General features: G+C 53.2%; 19 protein-coding genes and 1 pseudogene. 17 read left to right on the plus strand and 3 right to left on the minus strand.

Annotation, left to right across the window (positions count from 1 at the left end; translation table 11 throughout):
* Position 1: 1 nt before the first annotated feature.
* On the plus strand, positions 2–1,570 hold the full coding sequence (ilvA, locus tag JL661_RS00885) for a threonine ammonia-lyase, biosynthetic (RefSeq protein ID WP_062772167.1): 1,569 nt from the start codon (positions 2–4) through the stop codon (positions 1,568–1,570).
* On the opposite strand, the gene ilvY is transcribed toward ilvA, so the two are convergent.
* Complete coding sequence (ilvY, locus tag JL661_RS00890; protein WP_032099210.1) at positions 1,547–2,443, minus strand: HTH-type transcriptional activator IlvY; 897 nt, start codon at positions 2,441–2,443, stop codon at positions 1,547–1,549. The genes ilvA and ilvY overlap by 24 nt on opposite strands.
* A gap of 193 nt (positions 2,444–2,636) precedes the next feature.
* On the opposite strand from ilvY, the gene ilvC reads away from it, so the two are divergent.
* Together ilvC and rep are read left to right on the plus strand one after the other, a co-directional pair.
* Entirely contained in the window at positions 2,637–4,112 is a 1,476-nt protein-coding gene (gene ilvC, locus JL661_RS00895; RefSeq protein WP_004241304.1) for a ketol-acid reductoisomerase, read from the plus strand.
* Between the two features lie 144 nt (positions 4,113–4,256).
* Entirely contained in the window at positions 4,257–6,287 is a 2,031-nt protein-coding gene (rep, locus tag JL661_RS00900) for a DNA helicase Rep (RefSeq protein WP_036418223.1), read from the plus strand.
* A gap of 124 nt (positions 6,288–6,411) precedes the next feature.
* Here the strand turns inward: rep and gppA are convergent, their stop codons facing one another.
* Together gppA and rhlB are read right to left on the minus strand one after the other, a co-directional pair.
* Entirely contained in the window at positions 6,412–7,920 is a 1,509-nt protein-coding gene (gppA, locus tag JL661_RS00905; protein ID WP_004234389.1) for a guanosine-5'-triphosphate,3'-diphosphate diphosphatase, read from the minus strand.
* A gap of 8 nt (positions 7,921–7,928) precedes the next feature.
* The gene (gene rhlB, locus JL661_RS00910) at positions 7,929–9,224 is read right to left on the minus strand and encodes an ATP-dependent RNA helicase RhlB (RefSeq protein ID WP_004241310.1); all 1,296 of its coding nucleotides are present in this window, start codon (positions 9,222–9,224) and stop codon (positions 7,929–7,931) included.
* A 119-nt stretch (positions 9,225–9,343) separates the two neighbouring features.
* On the opposite strand from rhlB, the gene trxA reads away from it, so the two are divergent.
* The 14 genes and pseudogenes from trxA (at position 9,344) to wecG (ending at position 24,503) form a co-directional block, all read left to right on the plus strand.
* A complete protein-coding gene (gene trxA / locus JL661_RS00915; RefSeq protein ID WP_004241312.1) occupies positions 9,344–9,670 on the plus strand; it encodes a thioredoxin TrxA in 327 nt (108 codons plus the stop codon).
* 472 nt (positions 9,671–10,142) lie between these two features.
* Positions 10,143–11,402, plus strand: a complete 1,260-nt coding sequence (gene rho / locus JL661_RS00920; protein WP_004234397.1) for a transcription termination factor Rho — start codon at positions 10,143–10,145, stop codon at positions 11,400–11,402.
* A gap of 199 nt (positions 11,403–11,601) precedes the next feature.
* Complete coding sequence (wecA, locus tag JL661_RS00925) at positions 11,602–12,678, plus strand: UDP-N-acetylglucosamine--undecaprenyl-phosphate N-acetylglucosaminephosphotransferase (protein WP_004234399.1); 1,077 nt, start codon at positions 11,602–11,604, stop codon at positions 12,676–12,678.
* 28 nt (positions 12,679–12,706) lie between these two features.
* Positions 12,707–13,762, plus strand: coding sequence for an ECA polysaccharide chain length modulation protein (gene wzzE, locus JL661_RS00930; RefSeq protein ID WP_004234401.1), 1,056 nt, complete (start codon positions 12,707–12,709; stop codon positions 13,760–13,762).
* A 108-nt stretch (positions 13,763–13,870) separates the two neighbouring features.
* Positions 13,871–15,001 (plus strand): non-hydrolyzing UDP-N-acetylglucosamine 2-epimerase, encoded by a 1,131-nt coding sequence (wecB, locus tag JL661_RS00935; RefSeq protein ID WP_015422325.1) that lies wholly within the window; start codon positions 13,871–13,873, stop codon positions 14,999–15,001.
* On the plus strand, positions 14,998–16,260 hold the full coding sequence (wecC, locus tag JL661_RS00940) for a UDP-N-acetyl-D-mannosamine dehydrogenase (protein WP_004241317.1): 1,263 nt from the start codon (positions 14,998–15,000) through the stop codon (positions 16,258–16,260). Before wecB ends, wecC begins: the two co-directional genes overlap by 4 nt.
* Complete coding sequence (rffG, locus tag JL661_RS00945; protein ID WP_174525719.1) at positions 16,251–17,330, plus strand: dTDP-glucose 4,6-dehydratase; 1,080 nt, start codon at positions 16,251–16,253, stop codon at positions 17,328–17,330. Before wecC ends, rffG begins: the two co-directional genes overlap by 10 nt.
* Positions 17,331–17,339: 9 nt before the next feature.
* On the plus strand, positions 17,340–18,221 hold the full coding sequence (gene rfbA / locus JL661_RS00950; RefSeq protein ID WP_004234406.1) for a glucose-1-phosphate thymidylyltransferase RfbA: 882 nt from the start codon (positions 17,340–17,342) through the stop codon (positions 18,219–18,221).
* Entirely contained in the window at positions 18,199–18,924 is a 726-nt protein-coding gene (rffC, locus tag JL661_RS00955) for a dTDP-4-amino-4,6-dideoxy-D-galactose acyltransferase (protein ID WP_004234407.1), read from the plus strand. Before rfbA ends, rffC begins: the two co-directional genes overlap by 23 nt.
* A pseudogene (rffA, locus tag JL661_RS00960) lies at positions 18,911–20,040 on the plus strand (dTDP-4-amino-4,6-dideoxygalactose transaminase). Before rffC ends, rffA begins: the two are co-directional and overlap by 14 nt.
* Position 20,041: 1 nt before the next feature.
* Positions 20,042–21,295 carry a lipid III flippase WzxE gene (wzxE, locus tag JL661_RS00965; protein ID WP_004234409.1) on the plus strand — a complete coding sequence of 418 codons (1,254 nt, stop codon included), beginning with the start codon at positions 20,042–20,044 and terminating at the stop codon, positions 21,293–21,295.
* Entirely contained in the window at positions 21,292–22,380 is a 1,089-nt protein-coding gene (locus JL661_RS00970; protein WP_004234412.1) for a TDP-N-acetylfucosamine:lipid II N-acetylfucosaminyltransferase, read from the plus strand. The genes wzxE and JL661_RS00970 overlap by 4 nt, the downstream gene beginning before the upstream one ends.
* The gene (gene wzyE, locus JL661_RS00975) at positions 22,377–23,732 is read left to right on the plus strand and encodes an ECA oligosaccharide polymerase (protein ID WP_004234414.1); all 1,356 of its coding nucleotides are present in this window, start codon (positions 22,377–22,379) and stop codon (positions 23,730–23,732) included. The genes JL661_RS00970 and wzyE overlap by 4 nt, the downstream gene beginning before the upstream one ends.
* Before the next feature lie 9 nt (positions 23,733–23,741).
* Entirely contained in the window at positions 23,742–24,503 is a 762-nt protein-coding gene (wecG, locus tag JL661_RS00980) for a lipopolysaccharide N-acetylmannosaminouronosyltransferase (RefSeq protein ID WP_062772164.1), read from the plus strand.
* The last annotated feature ends 140 nt before the right edge of the window (positions 24,504–24,643 follow it).

Raw genomic sequence — 24,643 nt, forward strand, 5'->3', positions numbered from 1 at the left:
GATGACCGCAAAACAACCATTGTCTGCTCAGCCGTCAGCGGCTGAGTATGTGAGAGCGGCCTTCAGTGCCTCCGTTTATGATGTCGCTCAGGTCACGCCGCTGCAACTGATGCCGAAGCTGTCGGCACGGCTCGGCAATACCATTTCAGTGAAGCGGGAAGACAGGCAGCCCGTGCACAGTTTTAAGCTGCGCGGCGCGTATGCCATGATTGCGGAGCTGACAGAAGAACAGAAACAGCGGGGCGTAGTGACGGCATCAGCCGGAAACCATGCTCAGGGCGTGGCGTTATCTGCCGGGAAAACCGGGGTGAAAGCCCTGATTGTGATGCCGGTGGCGACGGCGGATATCAAAGTGGATGCGGTTCGCGGGTTCGGCGGCGAAGTGGTTCTCCACGGCGCTAATTTTGATGAAGCAAAAGCACATGCACTGGAGCTGGCCGCATCCCTCGGGATGACGTTTATTCCGCCGTTCGATCACCCGTCGGTGATCGCCGGTCAGGCCACTATCGCTCTTGAACTGTTACAGCAGAATGCCAGGCTCGACAGAGTCTTTGTACCGGTCGGCGGTGGCGGACTGGCCGCCGGGGTGGCGGTGTTTATTAAACACCTGATGCCGGACATTAAAGTGATTGGTGTCGAGGCAGAAGAGGCGGCTTGTCTGAAAGCCGCACTGGATGCCGGACATCCGGTCGAGTTACCGAAAGTCGGGCTGTTTGCCGAAGGTGTGGCAGTCAAACGGATTGGTGATGAGACCTTCCGTCTATGTCAGCAGTATCTGGATGATGTGATTATGGTGGACAGTGACGCCATCTGCGCAGCTATGAAAGATCTGTTTGATGATGTGCGGGCAGTGGCGGAGCCTTCCGGGGCACTGGCGCTGGCGGGGATGAAAAAATACATTCAGCAGCACAATATTCAGGGGGAAAATCTGGCACATGTGCTCTCCGGTGCCAATGTGAATTTCCATGTGCTCCGTTATGTGTCAGAGCGGTGCGAGCTGGGAGAACAGCGTGAAGGCGTGTTCGCGGTGACGATCCCGGAAGAGAAAGGCAGTTTCCTGCGGTTTTGTCAGGCGCTCGGCCCGCGTGTGGTGACCGAGTTTAACTATCGTTACAGCGGTTCAGATGAAGCTTCAGTATTTGTCAGTGTCCGTGCCGATGAGGGCCCGGGCGCACGGAAAACCATTCTGGACGGTCTTTCCGCCGCCGGGTTCAGTGCGACAGATTTGTCGGATGACGAAATGGCGAAACTGCATGTCCGCTATATGGTGGGTGGCCGCCCGTCAGCATCGTTGCAGGAGCGGCTGTTCAGTTTTGAATTCCCGGAAGCACCCGGCGCACTGCTGAAATTCCTGGAAACACTTGGTACACACTGGAATATCACCCTGTTCCATTACCGCAGTCACGGCACGGATTATGGCCGCGTACTGGCAGCTTTTGAAATACAGGAAGGGGATGTGCAGTTTGAGCAGCATCTGAATGCTCTCGGCTACGACTTCCGCGATGAAACCGGCAATGCTGCATTTGCCCGTTTCCTGGCCCCGCAGTTATCCGGGGTGGCGCGGCAGTAGTTGCCAGAAGGCTCTGATCAGCGGCTCATGCAGCCGCTTGTTCAGTGTGCAGACGCCCAGCTCAAACGGCGCAACCATCGAAATATTATCGAGTTGCAGGATCCGGCTGCGGATTGCGTCCGGGCTATTCTCCACTACCACATTCGGGATCAGCGCGATACCGCAGCCCAGTGCCACCATCGATACAATCGCTTCATGGCCGGACACCGTGGCATAAATCTGCGGATCCTGAATCCGGTGTGTTTTAAACCATAAATCAATCCGTTTACGTGACGGGCCATGCTCCGGAATGATAAACGGGATATTTTCCCAGTCGGGCACCGGCTGTACCGCCTGTTGTCTGACCGGGCATGGTAGTGCGGGCGCTATCAGTGACAGCGGGATTTCGCCTATCTGGTGAAAGCGGACATTATCCGGCAGTTTTTCCGGTTTTCCGGCGATACCGAGATCCGCGTCCTGTGACTGCACTTTTTCCACTGCATCCGCCGCGTCCCCGGTGGTCAGCTTGATTTCCACCTGCGGATGTTCTGCCCGGAACTGGTCGAGGATCTGCGGCAGATGGCTGTATGCGGCAGTGACGGAACAAAACAGACGTAATTCCCCGGTCAGTGACGGGCTCTGATGATTAAGCGCATGTTGCAGCTGCTGGTATTGCAGCACTGTTTCCTGCGCAAATTTTTTCAGCTGTTCACCGGCGGCTGTCAGCTGAACAGTGCGGTTATCCCGCAGAAACAGCGGATGCCCGAGAGATTCTTCCAGCCGCTGGATCTGCCGTGAGAGTGTCGACGGGCTGATATACATGGCGGCCGCGGTTTTGCCGAAATGGCAGCTCTCCGCAAGATGTAAAAACAGTCTGAGTTCCCGGATATCCATCACAACCTCTCAGGGGATTACGTTTTAGTCATTATGTTGCATAAATTGCATCGCTATCTTGTGAATATATCAATTTAAGCAATGAAAATCATGACATATAGTCAATATAAATAAAGGGTATATCACCCCGGTAAATAACGAAATCAGTGCTGCGAAGACAGCAATCTGAGCAAACACAATACACGGAGTCACCATGGCGAATTATTTTAATACACTGAATTTGCGCCAGCAGCTGGCGCAGTTAGGCAAATGCCGGTTTATGGCACGCGAAGAATTTGCGGACGAGGCTGGGTATCTCAAAGGCAAAAAAGTGGTGATTGTCGGCTGTGGTGCACAGGGGCTGAACCAGGGACTGAACATGCGCGATTCCGGGCTGGATATCGCCTATGCACTGCGTCAGGAAGCGATCGATGAGAAGCGCACCTCATGGCGCCGCGCCACCGAAAACGGTTTTACCGTCGGCACGTATGAAGAACTGATCCCGCAGGCTGACCTGGTGGTTAACCTGACACCTGACAAACAGCATTCTGCGGTGGTTAAGGCGGTTCAGCCGCTGATGAAATCCGGCGCAGCGCTGGGTTACTCACACGGCTTCAATATTGTTGAAGTCGGCGAAACCATCCGCCCTGATATCACGGTTGTGATGGTGGCACCGAAATGCCCGGGTACAGAAGTGCGTGAAGAGTACAAGCGTGGCTTTGGTGTTCCGACACTGATTGCAGTCCATCCGGAAAATGATGCCAAAGGTGAAGGTCTGGCGATTGCCAAAGCCTGGGCTGCGGCAACCGGCGGTCACCGTGCGGGTGTTCTGGAATCATCCTTTGTTGCAGAAGTTAAATCTGACCTGATGGGCGAGCAGACTATCCTCTGCGGTATGCTGCAGGCCGGTTCTCTGCTCTGTTATGACAAAATGGTTGCTGACGGCGCGGATCCTGCGTATGCAGGTAAGCTGATCCAGTACGGCTGGGAAACCATTACAGAAGCGCTGAAACAGGGCGGAATCACACTGATGATGGACAGATTGTCCAACCCGGCAAAAGTCCGTGCTTATCAGCTGTCTGAAACCCTGAAAGCACAGATGAAGACTCTGTTTGAAAAACATATGGATGACATCATTTCCGGCCATTTCTCCTCAACGATGATGGCGGACTGGGCGAATGATGATAAAAATCTGCTGACCTGGCGTGAAGAGACCGGCAAGACGGCATTTGAAAACTATCCGGATTCTGAGCAGAAAATCAGTGAGCAGGAATATTTTGACCACGGTGTTGTCATGGTCGCAATGGTGAAAGCCGGTGTTGAGCTGGCATTTGAAACCATGATTGACGCGGGGATCATTGCGGAATCTGCCTATTATGAATCACTGCATGAACTGCCGCTGATTGCCAACACCATTGCCCGTAAGCGTCTGTATGAAATGAACGTGGTTATCTCCGATACCGCAGAATACGGCAATTACCTGTTCTCCTTTGCAGCAGTGCCGTTACTGAAAGACTTTATGGCATCACTGCAGCCGGGTGACCTGGGTAAATCCGGCGCGGACCACGGTACGGATAACGCGCAGCTGCGTGATATCAATGAAGCAATTCGTCAGCATCCGATTGAAACTGTGGGTAAAACCCTGCGCGGCTATATGACGGATATGAAACGTATCGCGGTCGGCGGCTGATAACAAAATTGTTTAATGATGAAATGAGACGGCACCTGCGGGTGCCGTTTTCCGTTTTAATGAGCGGCGTCCGGTTACACTTCTGCTGTACCTTTCTGCTACAATTCCCTCCTGTTCCAGTATTGAGTCGAGTTAACAGCGCGTATGAAATTAAATCCCGGTCAGCAGCAGGCCGTTGAGTATGTTCAGGGCCCGTGCCTTGTGCTTGCGGGGGCCGGTTCCGGCAAAACCCGTGTGATCACCAATAAAATTGCGCATCTGATCCGCAATACCGGCTATCAGCCGCGCCAGATCGCGGCGGTGACCTTTACCAACAAAGCCGCGCGGGAAATGAAAGAGCGTGTTGCACAAACCCTGGGGCGCAAAGAGGCCAAAGGGCTGATGATTTCCACATTCCATACCCTGGGGCTGGAGATTATCAAGCGGGAATATAAAGCGCTGGGGATGAAAAGTAATTTCTCCCTGTTCGACGATCAGGATCAGCTCGCGCTGCTTAAAGAGCTGACGTTTGATCATCTGGAAGAAGATAAAGAGTTACTGCAACAACTGGTCAGCCAGATCTCAAACTGGAAGAATGCCCTGCTGACGCCGGAACAGGCAAAAGGACTGGCGCGATCAGAGCGCGAACATACGTTTGCTGAGTGTTACCGCCGCTACGAACTGCATCTGAACAGTTGTAATGTGCTTGATTTTGATGACCTTATCACCAAACCGACACTGCTGTTTGCCCGTGATGAACAGGCGCGGGAGCGCTGGCAGCAGCGTATCCGTTATCTGCTGGTGGATGAGTATCAGGATACCAACACCAGTCAGTATCAGCTGGTGAAATTGCTGGTCGGTAAACGCGCGTATTTTACGGTCGTGGGTGATGATGATCAGTCAATTTATTCATGGCGCGGCGCACAGCCGAAAAACCTGGTGCAGCTGAGCAAAGATTTTCCGGAGTTGCGGGTGATCAAGCTGGAGCAGAATTACCGCTCGTCCGGCTGTATTCTGAATGCAGCGAATATCCTGATCGCTAATAACCCGCATGTGTTTGAAAAACAGCTTTTTTCAAATCTCGGTTATGGTGATCCGATGAAAGTGATCACCGCGAATAATGAAGATCATGAAGCAGAGCGGGTGGTCGGGGAGCTGATCGCCCATCACTTTATCAATAAGACCGATTATAAAGATTACGCGATCTTATACCGTGGCAACCATCAGTCGCGGATCTTTGAAAAAATGCTGATGCAAAACCGGATCCCGTACCGGATCTCCGGCGGAACCTCTTTCTTTTCCCGTCCGGAAATTAAGGATTTGCTGGCGTATCTGCGTGTGCTGACCAATCCGGAAGATGACAGTGCTTTCCTGCGCATCGTGAACACGCCGCGCAGGGGTATCGGACCGGCCACTATCCAGAAACTGGGTGAGTGGGCCAATACGCGGGATAAAAGCTTGTATCAGGCCAGTTTTGACCTCGGACTGGGGCAGACACTTTCCGGTCAGGGGCTGGCGGCGCTGACGAATTTCACCGGCTGGCTGGCGGAGGTGGAAAAATTGGTTGAGCGCGAGCCGCTGATCGCGGTGCGGGATTTACTGCACGGCCTGGATTATCAGAGCTGGCTCTTCGAAACGTCGGCCAGCCCGAAAGCCGCTGAGATGCGGATGAAAAACGTCGATCAGCTGTTCAGCTGGATGGCTGAAATGCTGGAAGGGGATGATCTCAACGAGCCGATGACGCTGGCTCAGGTGGTTACCCGCTTTACGCTGCGCGACATGATGGAGCGCGGCGAGGAAGCAGAGGAGTTGGATCAGGTGCAGCTGATGACGCTGCATGCCTCCAAGGGGCTGGAATTTCCGTATGTTTTCCTGGTGGGCATGGAAGAGGGGATTTTGCCGCATCAGTCCAGTATCGATGAGGATAACGTGGATGAAGAGCGGCGTCTGGCCTATGTGGGGATAACCCGCGCTCAGAAATCCCTCTTTTTTACCCTGTGCCGTGAGCGCCGCCAGTATGGTGAGCTGATCCGCCCCGAACCGAGCCGGTTTCTCTATGAACTGCCGCAGGATGATCTGCACTGGGATGACGGCAAAAAAGTGGTGAAAACCGCCGAAGAGAAACAACAGGCCGGGCTGCGCGGTGTGGCCGGGCTGAAGGCGATGCTGGCTAAGAAAAAGGAAGAAAACGGATGAGGGAATCACTCAGAGCAGAAACGATGATCCGGAATGACTGACGGAAGCCGGATCACGTTGAAAAGGCTCATAAAATTAAAGCCCTGATAGTGTCCGGAAACGGATAATCAGGGCTTATTATTTATCAGCCGAGAGTGGACGGCTTCTGTTCTTCCAGCATCAGTGACCACTGCACATAACTCTGCCACTGAATTTCCTGCTGTAATGCTTCCGCGCGCAGCGGATGCAATTGCTGCCAGCCGACCGGCAGTGTGATAATCAGCCCTTCCGCAGACGCCCGGATGCGCAGTGACGGCAGCGTGTCATCACGGCGGCGGCTGGCAAAAATAATCGCCAGACGCAGCAGACGACACAGGCAACCGGCTTCACGCGGTGTCAGCGCATTTTGCTGATTGAGAGAATGGATATCCAGCGGGCCGCTCTGATTGCGCAACAGCACCGCTAACAGGCGGCGTTGTGCCGGTGTGAAACCGGGTAAATCCAGATTACTGACCAGATAACCGGCATGTTCCGGGCCTTTGCGGAAATCAACACTCAGCCCGATTTCATGGATCAGAGAGGCGCTACTGAGCAGTTCACGGCAGCGGATATCCAGCTGCCAGGCGGTCGCCACCTGCTGAAAAAAGTGATCCGCTAACTGACGGACACGTTTACCCTGGTCGGCATCTATCTGAAAACGCTTCTGAATATTTTTCAGTGTCCGGGTGCGGATGTCCTGCTCTACCGGCAATTCCAGCATGCCGTAGACCAGCCCTTCACGCAGTGCACCCCCGGCGAGTGTCATGCCGTCAATGCCGAGCGTTTCAAAAATCGCGATAAGAATGGCCAGCCCGCTCGGGAATACCAGTGCCCGTTCCAGCGTCAGCCCTTCAATCTCCAGCTCTTCCAGTTTGCCGCACTCAATCGCTTTGCGTTTGAGCTGCTGCAGTTTCGGCAGGGTGATTTGTTCATCCATGCCCTGGGCAATCATGATTTCCTGAAGTGCCTGGACAGTACCTGATGCGCCGACACACACCTGCCAGCCCTGCTCCAGAAGTGCGGGAGCAACCGGGGCGATAATATCGCGGGCAGCCTGTTCGGCACCGGCGAAATTCTCGGTGGTCAGGGAGCGATCGGTAAAATAGCGCTCCAGCCAGGTGACGCAGCCCATCTCCAGGCTGAACAGGGCGGTGGTCCGGGTGCCGCTGCCGGTCACCAGTTCGGTACTGCCGCCGCCGATATCGACCACCAGGCGTTTGTCTGACCCGCCGGTGGTGTGGGCAACGCCCTGATAAATCAGACGTGCTTCTTCCTCACCCCGGATAACTGTGACCGGATGACCGAGGATCTCCGCTGCTGTTTCCAGAAATTCACCGGCATTTCTGGCCAGGCGCAGGGTGGCTGTCGCCACCACGCGGATCTGGGAATCCGGGATATCCTGCAGATGTTCGGAAAACAGACGCAGACACTGCCAGCCGCGGGCCATCGCTGCCGGAGACAGGATATTCTCTTTATCCAGACCGGCCGCCAGACGAACCTTGCGTTTTATCCGTGACAGTACCTGAATACTGCCCGCAATCTCCCGTACCACCAGCATATGAAAGCTGTTGGAACCCAGATCGATGGCAGCATAAAGCGAGGACGATCTCAGCATGGCAGCCTTCAGCGTTTGGTGCGGTTATTGTTATGACGCGGCCCGTTGCTGCTGCGGCGCGGCATATTACGGCGGTTCTGACCACCCCCGGTGCGCGGCGGACGACGGCGGCGCTTCGGCACCGGCAGATCAGTCAGCAGTGCATCGCTGTTGTATTTACTGACCGGAATCGGATGGCCGGTATATTCTTCAATCGCAGGCAGATTCAGTGCGTACTCTTCACAGGCCAGGCTGATGGAGTGACCACTTTCCCCGGCACGCCCGGTACGGCCGATACGGTGAACGTAATCTTCACAGTCATCCGGCAGATCATAGTTAAAGACGTGAGTTACTGACGGGATATGCAGACCACGGGCCGCAACATCCGTTGCCACCAGAATATCCAGATTACCGAGAGTGAAATCCTCGAGAATACGCAGACGTTTTTTCTGCGCCACATCGCCGGTCAGCAGGCCGACACGGTGGCCGTCAGCCGCCAGGTGCGCCCAGATATCTTCACAGCGGTGTTTGGTATTAGCGAAAATAATGCAGCGATCCGGCCACTCTTCTTCCAGAAGTGTCTGGAGAAGGCGCATTTTTTCTTCGTTGGACGGATAGAATAACTCTTCTTTGATCCGGTGACCGGTACGCTGTTCCGGTTCAATTTCAATGTATTCCGGGTTGTTCATCTGCTCAAATGCGAGCTCACGGACGCGGTAGGAAAGTGTCGCGGAGAACAGCAGGTTCATACGCTCGGCACATGGCGGCATATGGCGGAACAGCCAGCGGATATCTTTGATAAAGCCGAGATCGTACATACGGTCAGCTTCATCGAGAACGACAACCTGAATGGCGCTCAGGTCGAGACGGCCCTGTTTGGCGAAGTCGATTAAGCGCCCGGTGGTGCCGATAATCACATCGACGCCTTCATCCAGCACTTTGATTTGTTTGTCGTAGCCGTCACCGCCGTAAGCCAGGCCGGTTTTCAGCCCGGTAAGCTGAGACAGTGGTTCGGCGTCGGAATGGATCTGAACCGCGAGTTCGCGGGTCGGGGCCATAATCAGCGCACGCGGCTGATTGATTTTGCGGCCTTCCGGTGCCGGATGGGTAAGTAAATGATGAAACGTTGACGTCAGAAATGCCAGCGTCTTCCCTGTTCCTGTTTGTGCCTGTCCTGCAACATCCCGGCCGTTGATCGTCAGGGGAAGTGTCAGCGCCTGAATAGGCGTGCAGTTATAAAAGCCCTTAGAATCAAGCGCTTCTACCACTTTAGTATGCAAGGCGAAGTCAGAAAACTTCTTGTCTGTTAAATGTGTTTTGCTCATATTTAGGTAGAATATCAGTTTAATGTTGCGTTACGGAAGTCTATTCGCTGAAATAGGTAAATCCTATCATTAAATAATGGTAGACTAACCGGGTATCGTACAAATTTTGGAGTGGAACAATGAGCGATAAAATTATTCACCTGACTGATTCCGTTTTCGAACAAAGCGTATTAAAAGCAAACGGCCCTGTGCTCGTTGATTTTTGGGCAGCCTGGTGTGGCCCGTGTAAAATGATTGCCCCTATTCTAGACGAAATCGCCGACGAATATGCAGGGAAAATCACTATCGCAAAACTGAACATCGATGATAACCCGCAGACAGCGCCGCAATACGGCATCCGCGGTATCCCGACATTACTGCTGTTCAAAGACGGCGTGGTGAAGGCAACGCAGGTTGGTGCGGTATCCAAAACCCAGCTGAAAACCTTTATCGATAACAATATCTGATAGCCGGTTTCAGCATATGTCGTTAAGATGTCCTGCGGGAACGTGAATTAATCCTTGTTCACCCGCTGGACGTCTTCTCTGAAGCATGATAAGTTAGCGCCAGCTGATCAGGTATCGCTGAAGCTCCTCAGACAGCATAGCATACTGACAACTCTGTAGTGTCTGAAAGTCTGTTATCTCCGGATACATCAAGGTATCCGATATCCCGGTCCCGGTGTCCGGTTATCCCTCGGAGATAAATCTAATTTGCGGGAATGTCACCCAATTTGTTCTCCCAAATAGGATGTGCATCACATCTTGCCCTGTGCCGGGTGTTCACAGTCAGCCTTGCAGACGATTACCTGGAAATGCAAAAATATTCGTATTAACAGTGAAAATCGGTTTTGTAAAAAATTAACCTGGTAACGATAACGTTACCGTATTATTCACGTTCATAATTCGAGATACACCCCGAGTCAAAGAACCCACCATTATGAATCTTACCGAATTAAAGAATACGCCGGTATCAGAGCTGATTACTCTTGGCGAAAATATGGGGCTGGAAAACCTGGCCCGCATGAGAAAACAGGACATCATCTTCTCTATCCTCAAGCAGCACGCGAAGAGCGGCGAGGATATTTTCGGTGACGGTGTGCTGGAAATATTGCAGGACGGCTTTGGTTTCCTCCGCTCTGCTGACAGTTCATACCTCGCAGGTCCTGATGATATCTACGTTTCTCCCAGCCAAATCCGCCGTTTTAACCTCCGTACCGGTGATACCATTTCAGGTAAAATCCGTCCGCCGAAAGAAGGTGAGCGCTATTTTGCCCTGCTGAAAGTTAACGAAGTTAACTTTGACAAACCTGAAAACGCCCGCAGTAAAATCCTGTTTGAAAACTTAACTCCACTGCACGCAAACCGTCGTCTGCGTATGGAGCGCGGTAATGGTTCAACAGAAGATTTAACCGCCCGTGTTCTTGATCTGGCTGCTCCTATCGGCCGTGGTCAGCGTGGTCTGATTGTGGCACCGCCGAAAGCCGGTAAAACCATGCTGCTGCAGAATATCGCGGCCAATATCGCACATAACTACCCTGACTGTGTGCTGATGGTTCTGCTGATTGACGAACGTCCGGAAGAAGTGACCGAGATGCAGCGTCTGGTCAAAGGTGAAGTTATCGCATCCACCTTTGATGAACCAGCTGCGCGTCACGTTCAGGTCGCGGAAATGGTTATCGAGAAAGCCAAACGCCTGGTTGAGCATAAAAAAGATGTCATCATCCTGCTCGACTCCATTACCCGTCTGGCCCGTGCCTATAACACCGTGGTTCCGTCCTCCGGTAAAGTACTGACCGGTGGTGTGGATGCTAACGCCCTGCATCGTCCTAAGCGTTTCTTCGGTGCTGCGCGTAACGTGGAAGAGGGCGGAAGCCTGACTATCATCGCAACGGCGCTGGTTGATACCGGGTCGAAGATGGATGAAGTTATCTACGAAGAGTTTAAAGGTACAGGTAACATGGAATTACACCTGTCCCGTAAGATTGCAGAAAAACGTGTCTTCCCGGCGATTGATTACAACCGTTCCGGTACACGTAAAGAAGAGCTGCTGACCACTCAGGACGAACTGCAGAAAATGTGGATCCTGCGCAAAATTATCCATCCGATGGGTGAGATTGATGCGATGGAGTTCCTGATTAACAAACTCGCGATGACGAAGACCAACGAAGAGTTCTTCGACTTCATGAAACGCTCGTAGCTTTTTGACGACACTTTATAACTAACGCCGCATGCATTGTGGCGTTTTTTTTTTACCGATTATGTCAGAAACCCCTGTGCGGCAAGGCATGGTATGTTTCTTGCATATATTATTTTGCCCGGTAATGGCAGGTTCTGCACGGTGATATCGGCCGGCAGGGATAATAAAAATATCAGAAAGGGTTGTTGTGAATCTCACTATGTTAACTGAACTCCTAATCATATTTGTGTTCGCCACAGCGACGGTCTTTGTTGCCCGTAAGGCTGGCGTCGCTGTCGGTTTGGTGGATAAACCCAATTACCGCAAAAAGCATCAGGGACTGGTCCCGCTGGTCGGCGGAATATCGATTTTTATCAGTGTCTGCTTTGCTTTCCTCATCAGTGATGAGTTTATTGCGCATAAATTTATTTATCTCGGGTGCGCCGGTGCACTGGTGCTGGTCGGGGCGCTCGATGACCGGTTTGACCTCAGTGTGAAACTGCGGGCCGGTGTTCAGGCAGTGGTTGCTATCATTATGATGGTGTTTGCCAACCTGAAAATCGACAGCCTGGGGCATGCATTCGGGCCGTGGGAACTGACACTCGGGCCGTTCAGCTATGTGCTGACACTGTTTGCGGTATGGGGCGCGGTGAATGCGTTCAATATGGTGGATGGTATCGACGGGCTGCTCGGCGGGCTTTCCTGTGTCTCTTTCGGCGCATTGGGGATCCTGTTTGCCCTGAGCGGTAACAGTGGCCTGGCATTCTGGTGCTTTACCTTTATCGCTGCCATTCTGCCGTATATCTGCTTTAACCTCGGACTGTTCGGCCGCCGCTTTAAAGTGTTTATGGGGGATGCGGGCAGTACGCTGATCGGGTTCACCATTATCTGGCTGCTGACATCGGCCTCACAGGGCGGGGAGCCGCATGCAATTAATGCAGTGACCGCACTGTGGATTATCGCCATTCCGCTGATGGATATGGTGGCGATTATGTACCGCCGTCTGCGCAAAGGGATGAGCCCGTTTTCACCGGATCGCCAGCATATTCATCATCTGATTATGCGTTCCGGGTTTACGTCCCGTGAATCCTTTGTGGTGATAACCCTTGCTGCGGCAGTATTAGCGGCCATTGGTATTGCCGGACAGGTCCTCAGCTTTGTCCCTGAGTGGGTGATGCTGGCACTGTTCTTGCTTGCTTTCATTATGTACGGCTACTGCATAAAACGCGCCTGGAAAGTTGCCCGTTTTATCAAACGCCACAGACGCCGCGTGCGTCGCAAATCGGTCACACACTAAATTTTTAACCACAGAGGCACATGTTGATATGCGTTCAGAAAATACTCCGGACCCGCAACAAACGCAGTATGACCAGGAATTAGATATCCGCGCGTTATTTATGTCGTTATGGCGCGGAAAATTATGGATAGCCGGGATGGCGGTTGTGTTTGCGCTGGTTGCATTGGGTGCCAGTTATTTTATGCAGCAGAAGTGGAATTCCACGGCGATCACTGATTATCCGACCGTTAATAATTTAGGCGGATATTATTCCCAGCAGCAATTTATGCGTAATCTGGACACGCATCTGAATGCCGCTCAGGAATCTTCAGCACTGCTGCCGATCCCGAATGAGGCCTACCAGGAATTTATTACCCAGGCGGCATCTTATGATACCCGCCGTGATTTCTGGTTACAGACGGATTACTACAAGTCCCGCATGGAAAATGATGCCAAAGCAGATGCGGCACTGCTGGACGAAATGATCAATAACATCACGCTGACCCCGCGTGATGATACGAAGAAACTGGTGAATGACACGCTGACGCTGACAGCGGAATCTGCAGCGGACTCCGCGAAACTGCTGAGTCAGTATGTGGATTTTGCCAACGCGCGTGCGGCTCAGAATCTTAACGATGAGCTGAAAGGGGCGTGGGCAACGCGGTCACAGTCACTGAAAGCACTGGTCAAACGCCAGAAGATGGTGGCGGAATCACTGTATCAGCGTGAAACCGGACAGCTGAAAAATGCTATCGCGGCTGCACAGAAACAGGGGATCAGCCGCAGCCGGACAGATGTGCCTGCGGAAGAACTGCCGTCCTCCCAGCTGTTCCTGTTAGGTACGCCGATGTTACAGGCGCGTCTGGAGACACTGGAAGCCGCCGGACCGGAGTTTGACAAAGATTACGAGCAGAACATTGCCATGCTGTCGACGCTGAATGTCGGTCCCGCGCTGGAAGATAACTTCCGTGCCTACCGCTATCTGCGGACACCGGATGAGCCGGTAAAACGCGACAGCCCGCGCCGTGCCTTCATGATGATTATGTGGGGCTTTATCGGTGCTCTGACCGGTGCCGGTGTGGCGCTGGTCCGCCGCCGTCCGTAACGGTTGCGGCAGAATAACCGGCCGGGGCGTTGTTCCCGGCCTGTTTTAAGGCGGGTAACCGCCACCGGCCGGAAAGCCGGATATCATATAAAATAAAAGAGACTCTCAGTGAAAGTATTGACTGTATTTGGTACCCGCCCGGAAGCTATCAAAATGGCTCCGCTGGTACATGCGCTGGCAGCGGATCAGGCTTTTGAGGCAAAAGTCTGTGTGACCGCGCAGCATCGTGAAATGCTGGATCAGGTATTACACCTTTTTGAGATCACACCGGATTATGATCTCAATATTATGCGCCCGGGACAGGATTTAACTGATATTACCTGTCGTATTCTTGAGGGTTTGAAGCCGGTTCTGGCCGACTTTAAACCGGATGTCGTTCTGGTTCACGGCGATACCGCAACCACCATGGCAACGAGCCTGGCGGCGTTCTACCAGCGTATCCCTGTCGGTCATGTGGAAGCCGGTCTGCGCACCGGAAACCTGTACTCACCGTGGCCGGAAGAAGCCAACCGCAAAATTGCCGGACACCTGGCGATGTACCATTTTGCGCCGACACAAAATTCACGCGAAAACCTGCTGCGTGAAGGTATCCGCGACAATCATATTTTCGTCACCGGCAATACGGTGATTGATGCGCTGCTCGCAGTCCGTGACCGCATCATGCAGGACAAAGCCCTGCTGGCGCAGCTGGATGCACAGTATCCGTTTATCGACAGCAGCAAAAAAATGATTCTGGTCACCGGGCACCGTCGTGAGAGTTTCGGCGGCGGGTTTGAGCGGATTTGTCACGCGCTGGCGGAGATTGCCACGACCCATCCGGAAGTCCAGATTGTCTACCCGGTTCACCTCAATCCGAATGTCAGTGAGCCGGTAAAACGGATCCTGCATGATATCAGCAATATTGTGCTGATCAGTCCGCAGGATTACCTTCCTTTTGTCTACCTTATGAACCATGCTTATATGATCCTGACCGACTCAGGCGGCATTCAGGAAGAAGCACCGTCATTAGGTAAACCGGTTCTGGTGATGCGTGATACCACCGAACGTCCGGAGGCGATTGACGCCGGGACTGTTCGTCTGGTCGGCACTGAAACCGGCACTATCGTTCGTGAAGTAACGCGATTGCTGACCAATCCGGCGGCTTATCATGAGATGAGCCGTTCACATAACCCTTACGGGGACGGAAAAGCGTGCCAGCGTATTCTTGAAGCATTGAAAAACAATCAGGTGACATTATGAGTTTTGAAACTATTTCTGTTGTCGGTCTGGGTTATATCGGTTTACCAACAGCGGCAGCTTTTGCCTCCCGTCAGAAGAAAGTGGTTGGTGTGGATGTGAACCAGCATGCGGTTGATACCATTAACCGTGGTGAAATTCATATTGTGGAGCCGGACCTGGGTGCGGTTGTGAAAACAGCTGTGGAAGGCGGTTTCCTGAAAGCCTTCACCAAACCTCAGCCTGCTGATGCGTTCCTGATTGCCGTACCGACACCGTTTAAAGGTGATCATGAGCCGGACCTGGCCTTTGTGCAGTCTGCGGCGGAATCTATTGCCCCGGTACTGAAAAAAGGTGACCTGATTATTCTCGAATCCACCTCGCCGGTCGGTGCGACTGAGCAGATGGCTGAGTGGCTGGCAGCGGCACGTCCTGATCTGACTTTCCCGCAGCAGGCGGGTGAAGAATCGGATATCGATATCGCCTACTGCCCTGAGCGTGTGCTGCCGGGCCAGGTGATGGTCGAACTGATTAAAAACGACCGTGTGGTTGGCGGGATGACACCAAAATCCTCAAAACGCGCCAGTGAACTCTATTATATCTTCCTGGAAGGTGAGTGTGTCATCACTAATGCACGTACGGCTGAGATGTGCAAACTGACCGAAAACAGCTTCCGCGATGTGAACATTGCGTTTGCGAATGAATTATCACTGATTTGTGCTGACCAGGGCATTAATGTCTGGGAACTGATCAGCCTGGCAAACCGCCATCCGCGTGTGAATATCCTGCAGCCGGGTCCGGGTGTCGGCGGCCACTGTATCGCAGTTGACCCGTGGTTCATCGTGGCGCAGAACCCGAAACAGGCCCGTCTGATCCACACTGCGCGTCTGGTTAACGACGGCAAACCATTGTGGGTTATTGATCAGGTAAAACAAGCAGTTGCTGATTGCCTGACTGAAACCGGCAAACGTGCCAATGAAGTGACGATTGCCTGCTTTGGCCTGGCATTCAAACCAAATATCGACGATCTGCGTGAAAGCCCGGCGGTTCAGGTCACCAAAATGGTGGCAGAGTGGCATGCAGGGAAAACTCTGGCGGTTGAGCCGAATGTTCATGAACTGCCGGGCAAACTGAAAGGTCTGACAGAGCTGGTCTCCATCGAAAAAGCGATTACTGACGCGGATATTATTCTGCTGCTGGTCGATCACACGCCGTTCAGAGGCATTCCGGGCAGCCAGATCCCGCAGAAATGGATCATCGATACCAAAGGAGTATGGCGTTGAAACGTATTTTAGTGACAGGCGGAGCCGGTTTTATCGGCTCTGCGGTTGTTCGTCATATTATCCGTGATACTGCTGACAGTGTGGTGGTGGTGGATAAACTGACCTACGCCGGTAACCTCGAATCACTGGCACCGGTGGCGGCTGACCCGCGCTATGCCTTTGAACAGGTGGATATCTGTGACCGCGCGGCGCTTGACCGCGTGTTCGCACAGTATCAGCCGGATGCAGTGATGCATCTGGCGGCGGAAAGTCATGTTGATCGCTCCATCGACGGCCCGGCGGCGTTTATCGAAACCAACATTGTGGGCACTTACACACTGCTGGAAGCTGCGCGCCATTACTGGACGGGACTGGATGCGGAGAAAAAATCCGCATTCCGTTTCCACCATATTTCCACCGACGAAGTTTACGGTGACCTCGAAGGGCCTGACGGCTTTTTCACAGAAACCACACCGTATGCACCGAGCAGCCCGTACTCTGCCTCCAAAGCCTCCAGTGACCATCTGGTACGCGCCTGGCAGCGGACTTACGGCTTCCCGTCTGTGATCACCAATTGCTCAAATAACTACGGGCCGTACCACTTCCCGGAAAAACTGATCCCGCTGGTGATTCTCAATGCGATTTCCGGCAAACCACTGCCGGTTTACGGTAAAGGTGAGCAGATCCGCGACTGGCTGTTTGTCGATGACCATGCCCGCGCCCTGTATACCGTGGTGACACAGGCAAATATCGGTGAAACCTACAATATCGGCGGCCATAACGAGCGCAAAAATATTCAGGTGGTGGAAACTATCTGTGAGCTGCTCGAAGAGCTGCATCCGCAGAAGCCGGCCGATGTCGCGAAATACAGTGACCTTATCACCTATGTGACAGACCGCCCGGGCCATGATCTGCGTTATGCGATTGATGCGGACAAAATTGAGCGCGACCTGGGCTGGCGCCCGCAGGAAACGTTTGAGTCCGGTATCCGCAAAACTGTGGAATGGTATCTGAATAATGAAACCTGGTGGCGCCGGGTGCAGGACGGCTCGTATGCCGGACAGCGTCTGGGACTGGGTCAGGATAAGTAAGAGGCTGGTATGAAAGGAATTATTCTGGCGGGCGGCTCCGGAACCCGGTTGCACCCGATCACCCGCGGGGTGTCAAAACAGCTGCTGCCGATTTACGACAAGCCGATGATCTACTATCCGCTGTCCGTGCTGATGCTGGCCGGGATCCGCGAAGTCCTGATCATCTCAACACCGGAAGATCTGCCGTCATTCCGCCGTCTGCTGGGGAATGGTGATCAGTTCGGCATCTCTCTGAGCTATGCGGAACAGCCGTCGCCGGACGGCCTGGCACAGGCCTTTATCATCGGTGAGGAATTTATCGGTGATGACAGCTGCAGCCTGGTGCTGGGCGATAATATTTTCTTCGGCCATGCATTCAGCCCGAAACTGAAAAGTGTCGCAGCCCGGACGCAGGGCGCGACTGTTTTCGGCTACCAGGTGATGGACCCGGAACGTTTCGGGGTGGTGGAATTTGATGATGAATTCCGCGCGCTGTCGATTGAGGAAAAACCGGTTCATCCGAAATCCAACTGGGCGGTTACCGGATTGTATTTCTATGATAATCAGGTGGTTGATATCGCGAAGCAGGTGAAACCGTCTGAGCGCGGCGAACTGGAAATCACCAGTATCAACCAGATGTATCTGGAGCGCGGCGAACTGAATGTTGAGCTGCTCGGCCGTGGTTTTGCCTGGCTGGACACCGGTACTCACGACAGTCTGATTGAAGCCAGCACCTTTGTACAGACGGTTGAAAAACGTCAGGGCTTTAAAATTGCCTGTCTGGAAGAGATTGCCTGGCGCAACGGCTGGCTGAATGACGAACAGGTGGCAGAATCCGCCCGTCAGCTGGCGAAGACCGGTTATGGTCAGTATCTGAAGAATTTACTCCATGTCCGTCCGCGCCAGTATTGAGCATCTCGCCTGGGAAAGTGACTTTTTTGCCCTGAAAACGGCAAAACTGGCATTTTCCCCGGACGCAGCACCACTGTCTGCGGCAGATTTCGCGCCGTATGAGCTGGTGCAGGCCAAAATCAGTGCCGGGGATAACGCGGCACTGGACGGTTTATCGGCACTCGGCTTTTCCCTCGCAGAAAGTGAGGTGGATTTTGCATTGTCACTCAGGAGTGGCACAGAAAATGCAATGTCTGACAGTACACTCTGTTATGCGGATGAAACGGATATCCCGGTGATAAAACAGGCGGCGGCACAGGTTTTCAGCCAGAGCCGTTTCCGTGCGCCGTGGTACCGGCCGGATGACAGTGCCCGCTTTTATGCGGTGTGGGCGGAAAAAGCGGTACGCGGGACATTCGATAAAGATTGTCTGCTCATCCGCAATAAAAACAATGAGATTGCCGGGTTTGTCACTCTCCGTCAGACAGATGAACGCAGCGCCCGTATCGGGCTGCTGGCGGTACTGCCGGGCAATCAGGGTCAGGGTATCGGCCTGAAATTAATGTCGGCGGCGCAACAGTGGTGTGCAGAACATCACTGCCGTGTATTACGGGTTGCAACACAACTCAGTAACCTTGCGGCAATGCGCCTTTATACAAAAAGCGGTGGTGCGGTTGACAGCACTGCCTACTGGTTATACCGAGGATGCAATGATTCCATTTAATAAACCACCTGTAGTCGGCACTGAAGTTGAATATATGCAGCAGGCCATGAAAAGCGGCAAGCTGTGCGGTGACGGTTCGTTCACCAAAAAATGCGAAGAGTGGATGGAAAAACGGTTCGGCAGCGCCAAAGTCCTGCTGACCCCGTCCTGTACAGCCTCACTGGAAATGGCGGCAATTCTGCTGGATATCCAGCCGGGTGATGAAGTTATCATGCCGAGCTATACCTTCGTCTCCACCTCCAACGCCTTTGTGTTGCGTGGTGCAAAAGTGGTATTTGTTGATATCCGTCCGGACACCATGAACATCGATGAAACCAAGATCGAAGCGGCTATCACGGATAAAACCAAAGCGATTGTACCGGTGCATTATGCAGGCGTGGCCTGTGAAATGGACATCATCATGGCGCTGGCGAAGAAATATAACCTCTTTGTGGTGGAAGATGCCGCGCAGGGCGTGATGTCAACCTACAAAGGCCGCGCGCTGGGCTCTATCGGCCATATCGGTTGCTACAGCTTCCACGAAACCAAAAACTACTCCTCCGGCGGAGAGGGTGGTGCCACTCTGATTAACGATCCGGCGATGATTGGCCGTGCGGAAATCATCCGTGAGAAAGGCACCAACCGCAGCGAATTCTTCCGCGGACAGGTGGATAAATACACCTGGCGTGATATCGGCTCCAGCTATCTGATGTCTGACTTACAGGCCGCATACCTGTGGGCACAACTGGAAGAAGCGGAAAAAATCAACGAGCGCCGTCTGGCATTCTGGCAGATTTACTATGATGCCCTGACCCCGCTGGCACAGGATGGCCTGCTGACACTGCCGGTTGTTCCGGAAAATCTGGAGCAGAACGCGCACATGTTCTACATCAAACTGAAAGATGTGGCAGAGCGCACCGCATTCAGCGAGTACATGAAAGCCAATGACGTGCTGACCGTATTCCACTATGTGCCGCTGCACAGCTGCCCGCGGGTATGGAGTTCGGCCGTTTCCACGGTGAGGATATCTTTACCACCCGTGAAAGCGAGCGTCTGGTGCGTCTGCCGATGTTCTACAACATGACAGAAGAAGAGCAGCAGCGCGTGATCCACCTGATTAAGGGCTTCTTCGCGTAGTATGTCCCTCGCTAAAGCCTCTGTCTGGACCGCCGGCTCCACCCTGATCAAAATCGGGGCGGGGCTGCTGGTCATTAAATTAATGGCTCTGACATTCGGCCCGGCCGGTATCGGCCAGGCACTGAACTTCCGCCAGCTGATTACGGTGCTGGGGGTATTGTCAGGTGCCGGTATTTTTAACGGCGTGACCAAATATATCGCCGAGCACCGTGATGATGCGGAAAAACGCCGGGCGGTATTAGGTACGTCCTCAACTCTGATTCTGGTGTTTTCGACACTGCTGGCGATTGTGTTTCTGCTGTTCAGCAGACCAATCAGCATGGCGCTGTTTGACGGCAATGATGCCTATCAGGATGTTGTTGCGGCGGTGGCCTTTATCCAGATGGGTATTGCTTACGCCAACTATTTTCTCGCGATTATCAAAGGATACCGGGATGCGGCCGGCAATGCGCTGGCGCTGATCGCGGGCAGTCTGATCGGTGTCACGGCGTATTATCTCTGCCAGCGCTGGTGGGGCTATGACGGTGCACTGGCCGGGCTGGCACTGGTGCCGGCGCTGATTATTATTCCGGCTTTTGCCATGCTGCTGCGCCGCCGCCATTTCCCGCTTTCTGAGCTGAAACCGGCCTGGGATCGGGCGATTGCATCCCATCTGGGGAAATTCACCCTGATGGCGCTGATGACGGCGGTCACACTGCCGGTGGCGTATATCATGATGCGGAACCTGCTGGCCTCCCGCTACAGCTGGGATGAGGTAGGGATATGGGGTGGCGTGACCAGTATTTCGGACGCTTACCTCCAGTTTATTACCGCGTCGTTTTCTGTCTATCTGCTGCCGACATTATCGCGGTTACAGGCAAAAAGTGATATCCGCCGTGAGATCATCAAATCACTGAAATTTGTGTTACCGGCGGTGGCTGCGGCCAGTTTTATGGTCTGGCTGCTGCGTGATTTTGCTATCTGGCTGCTGTTCACGGATAAATTTACCGGTATGCGCGACCTGTTTGCCTGGCAGCTGGTCGGTGATGTCCTGAAAGTGGGTGCTTACGTTTTCGGTTATCTGGTGATTGCCAAGGCCGCACTGCGGTTTTATATCCTCACGGAAGTGACCCAGTTTGCTTTACTGACGCTGTCCGCGTACTGGCTGATTCCGGCACACGGTGCCGTCGGCGCGGCACAGGCCTATATGCTGACATATATTATCTACTTCCTTTTGTGTTGTAGCGTATTTCTGATCTATTGCAGGCGAGCATGACAACTTTAATTCACGTTTTAGGATCTGATATCCCGCATCATAACCAGACCGTGCTGCGCTTCTTCAATGATGTGCTGGCACCGCAGCTGCCGCGTGAGGAAATGCCTGAATTTATGGTTGTTTCCACTGCCGGGCAGCTTCTGGCGCAATATCCCAACCTGGAACTGGATGTCTGGCCGGATAAAAAAAGCCTGGCGAATGCCGTCACAGCGAAAGCAAAACGTGACCGGCAGTGCCGCTTTTTCTTCCATGGTCAGTTTAATGCCCTGATCTGGCTGGCATTATTATCAGGAAAAATTAAACGTCATCAGTTTTACTGGCATATCTGGGGCGCGGATTTGTATGAGGATTCCCGTCAGCTGAAATTCAGACTGTTTTATCATCTGCGCCGGCTGGCGCAGAAGCGGGTCGGTCATGTATTCGGCACGCGCGGCGATTTAAACTATTTTGCTCAGTTTTGCCCGAAGATCCCGGCTGACCTGCTCTATTTCCCGACGCGGATGGATCCCTCTCTGACGGTTTTAACGCCGCCTGAGCCGCGTGGTGACGATAATATGATGATCCTGCTGGGTAACTCGGGTGACCGTTCAAACCGCCATAAAGAGGCGCTGACGCGCATTCATGAGCAATTCGGGGAGAAGGTGAAAATCATTATCCCGATGGGCTATCCGGAAAACAACGGGGACTATATTGCGGAAGTGGATGCTTTCGCGCAGCAGCTGTTCCCTCAGCAGCAGGCGGAGATCCTGAAAGACAAGATGGATTTTGATATCTATCTGAATCTGCTGAAACAATGTGACCTCGGCTACTTTATTTTTAACCGCCAGCAGGGGATCGGCACACTGTGTCTGCTGATCCAGTTCGGTATTCCGTTTGTGATAAGCCGTCAGAACCCGTTCTGGCAGGATATGACCGAGCAGCAGGTGCCGGTTCTGTTTTACGGTGATGACGTGACGCCGGACGTGGTGGCACAGGCGAGGGAACAGCTGTTCGCCCTCGACCGTGAAAAAATTGCCTTCTTCAGCCCGAACTTTGTGCAGGGCTGGGAGCAGGCACTGGCCGCTGCGCAGGAGACACAGGCATGAGTCAGTTTGATTTCATCGGGCTGTTTGCCGTCTGGTTTATCTCGCTGGCCTTTATTCTGCTGCTGACCTACCGTGAATTCCGCCGGGTCCGCTTCAGTTTTAATATCTTTTTCTCCATGCTCTATCTGCTGACCTTCTTTTTCGGCTTCCCGTTTACCTTTGCGCTGGTGTTCCAGTTTGATGTGCAGGTGGTGCCGCCGTCCGCGCTGTTGCAGGCGCTGCTGGCGTCAGTCAGTTTCTATGCTATTTATTATGTGGCGTATAAAACCCGGCTGCGCAGACCTGACGCGGTTTACAGCGGTACGCCGCTGTTTTCCATGAACAAAACAGAAACCCGGCTCACCTGGCTGCTGCTGGCGGCGATTGCCGTCGCGACTGCCGGTATTTTCTTTATGGAAAACGGGCTGCTGCTGTTTAAACTGAAAACCTACAGTCAGATTTTCTCGAGCCAGGTCACCGGCGTGGCGTTAAAGCGCTTTTTCTACTTCTTTATCCCGGCGATGCTGGTGGTGTTCTTCCTGAAACCCACATTCCAGCGCTGGATTTTCTTCCTGATCACCACGGTGGCGTTCGGGATTATGACCTATGTGATTGTCGGCGGTACCCGCGCCAACATCATTATCGCGTTTGCGCTGTTCCTGTTTATCGGCATTGTGCGCGGCTGGATTTCGCTGTGGATGCTGGTCAGCGCTGGGGTCTTCGGCGTGGTGGGGATGTTCTGGCTGGCACTCAAACGCTACAGCCTGGATGTCAGCGGGGCAGAGGCGTTTTACACGTTCCTCTATCTGACCCGCGATACCTTCTCGCCGTGGGAAAACCTCGGCCTGCTGCTGAATAATTACGACAAAATTGAGTTCCAGGGGCTGGCGCCGATTATCCGTGACTTCTATGTATTTATCCCGTCCTGGCTGTGGCCGGACCGGCCGGATACCGTACTGAATGCGGCAAACTATTTTACCTGGGAAGTGCTGAACAACCATTCCGGGCTGGCGATATCCCCGACCCTGATCGGCTCGCTGGTGGTGATGGGCGGCTTCTGGTTTATTCCGCTCGGTGCGGTGGTGGTCGGGCTGATAATCAAATGGTTCGACTGGCTGTATGAGCTGGGCAAACGGGAGACAAACCGTTACAAAGCGGCCATTCTGCATGCATTTTGTTTCGGCGCGATATTTAACATGATTGTGCTGGCCCGCGAAGGAATGGACTCATTCGTTTCCCGCGTGGTGTTTTTCTGTCTTATTTTCGGCTTTTGTCTGGTGGTGGCGAAATTACTGTACTGGCTGTTCGAAACGGCCGGACTTATCCGCCATTATGTGATTTCAAAGGGCAAACGCACCCGTCTTTCATCGTAAGGAATTAGCATGGAACCGTTATCTTCTGATGCCGGCAGCGCGGAAACTATCCCGCAGTATTCTATCCGTAACCACCCGATTCAGGGTTTCCGGAATCAGGCACATTTTCTGGATTATCTGTTTAAGGACGGACAGATCAGAACCGGTACACTGGTGGCCATTAATGCTGAAAAAGTCATGACCGCCGAACAGGATGAGGCGCTGCACACACTGCTGAGCAACGCGGAATATCTGTATGCGGACGGGATCAGCATTGTTCGTGCTATCCGCCGCAAATACCCGCAGGCGGATGTCTCGCGGATTGCCGGGGCGGATTTGTGGGAAGGGCTGATGGAACGCGCCGGGCAGGAAAACACGCCGGTGTTTCTGGTCGGCGGCAAGCCGGAAGTGCTGGCGGAAACCGAAGCCAAACTGAAAGCACAGTGGAATGTCAATCTGGCAGGCACGCAGGATGGTTATTTCACCGTAGAACAGCGTGATGTCCTGTTTGAGCGTATCCGCGACAGCGGCGCAAAAATCGTGACAGTGGCAATGGGCTCGCCGAAACAGGAAATCTTTATGCGCGACTGCCGTAAGATCCACCCGGATGCCCTGTATATGGGCGTGGGCGGTACTTACGACGTCTTTACCGGTCATGTGAAGCGTGCGCCGAAGGTGTGGCAGAACATGGGACTGGAGTGGCTCTACCGCCTGTTATCACAACCGACCCGCTTCCGCCGTCAGTTAAAACTGCTGAAATTTCTGGGTTATTACTACGGTAATAAATTATAATTGCCCCTGTCCGGGCGGCTTTTTGCGGGAAAATGCTCTCTTTATCAGCAAAGCGGGTAAAGACTGAGCAAACAATACATTTGTGAAAAAAAGCACTGGACAGACGGATGAGAAATCCGTACTATCCTCTCCCGCAACGG

Source organism: Morganella morganii (genome assembly GCF_019243775.1).
Classification (GTDB): domain Bacteria; phylum Pseudomonadota; class Gammaproteobacteria; order Enterobacterales; family Enterobacteriaceae; genus Morganella; species Morganella morganii.